3 protein-coding genes are annotated in these 1,149 nt (G+C 66.0%); all 3 read left to right on the top strand.

The window, feature by feature from the left end; translation table 11 throughout:
• The coding region (locus ACGF5C_RS35015; RefSeq protein WP_393308741.1) for a roadblock/LC7 domain-containing protein at nt 1-376 on the top strand (376 nt) is incomplete at its 5' end.
• On the top strand, nt 373-750 hold the full coding sequence (locus ACGF5C_RS35010) for a DUF742 domain-containing protein (RefSeq protein WP_393308739.1): 378 nt from the start codon (nt 373-375) through the stop codon (nt 748-750). The genes ACGF5C_RS35015 and ACGF5C_RS35010, both read left to right, overlap by 4 nt.
• Nucleotides 731-1,149, top strand: a 419-nt coding sequence (locus ACGF5C_RS35005; RefSeq protein WP_393308737.1) for an ATP/GTP-binding protein, incomplete at its 3' end; no start/stop codon positions are given. The genes ACGF5C_RS35010 and ACGF5C_RS35005, both read left to right, overlap by 20 nt.

Genomic DNA, 1,149 nt, shown 5'->3' with positions numbered 1-1,149 from the left:
CGTCGCGCACATTCCCGGCGTCCGCCACGCCGTGGTGCTGTCCACCGATGGTCTGCTGCTCGGCCGCTCCACTGTCATGCCGGTCGAAGACGCCGAGCACTTCGCCGCGATGGCCGCGACCCTGCACGGCCTGGCACGCAGCGCCGGGCACCGCTTCACCGGCGGCCATGTCCGCCAAACCGTCATCGAGCTCGACCATGCCGTCATGTTCGCCACCGCCGCCGGGCCCAATGCCTGTCTGGCGTTGCTCACCGACGAGACCGCCAATATGGGCATGGTCGCCTACGAGATCAACCAGACCGTGCACCGGGTGGGCACCTATCTTTCCGCCGCACCCCGCCACAGCTTCGGCCGCACGGCCGACCCGAGCTCGTGACCCGTCCGCGCGCCTCGTGGTACGAGGACGAGGCCGGACCCCTCGTACGTTCCTATGCCCTGACTCGCGGACGCACCCGCAGTCCTCGACCCGATCTCGATATGATCACCCTCGTCCTGGCCGTCGACACCACGGCGGACCTGCGCCGGCGCGAACCCGAATATTTCGACATCATGCGCCTGTGCCAAGCACCGCAGTCGGTCGCCGAAGTCTCTGCCGCCCTGCGTCTTCCGCTCATGGTGACGAAAATCCTGCTCAGCGATCTGCTCGCCGACGGCCACCTCATCTGCCGGTCGGTGTCCCCCGTGACCGACACCGAACTACACAACCTCGACCTTCTGCGAACGGTATTGGATGGCATCCGCAACCTTTGACCCCGACGAACGGCCCGCTCTGGCCGCCTCGGTGAAGATCCTCGTCGCCGGCGGCTTCGGAGTCGGCAAGACCACCATGGTCGGTGCCGTCAGCGAGATCGTCCCCTTGCGCACCGAAGAAGTCGTCACCGAACTCTCGCGCGATATCGATGATCTGTCCGGGATCGAATCGAAAACGACCACGACCGTCGCCATGGATTTCGGTCGCATCACCATTTCCCCCGAGTTGGTCCTTTACATATTCGGCACGCCCGGACAGGACCGTTTCTGGTTCATGTGGGACGAGTTGGCTCTCGGCGCCCTGGGGGCGGTGGTGCTGGCCGACACCCGCCGGCTCGACAGCAGTTTCGCCGCCGTCGACTTCTTCGAGCACCGCGGCCTGCCGTTCGTCGTCGGTGT

This window comes from Micromonospora sp. NPDC047620 (assembly GCF_043205005.1).
Classification (GTDB): Bacteria; Actinomycetota; Actinomycetes; order Mycobacteriales; family Micromonosporaceae; genus Micromonospora.
Note: the sequence above shows the minus strand (reverse complement) of the source record. Positions and strands in the feature narration are given on the sequence as shown.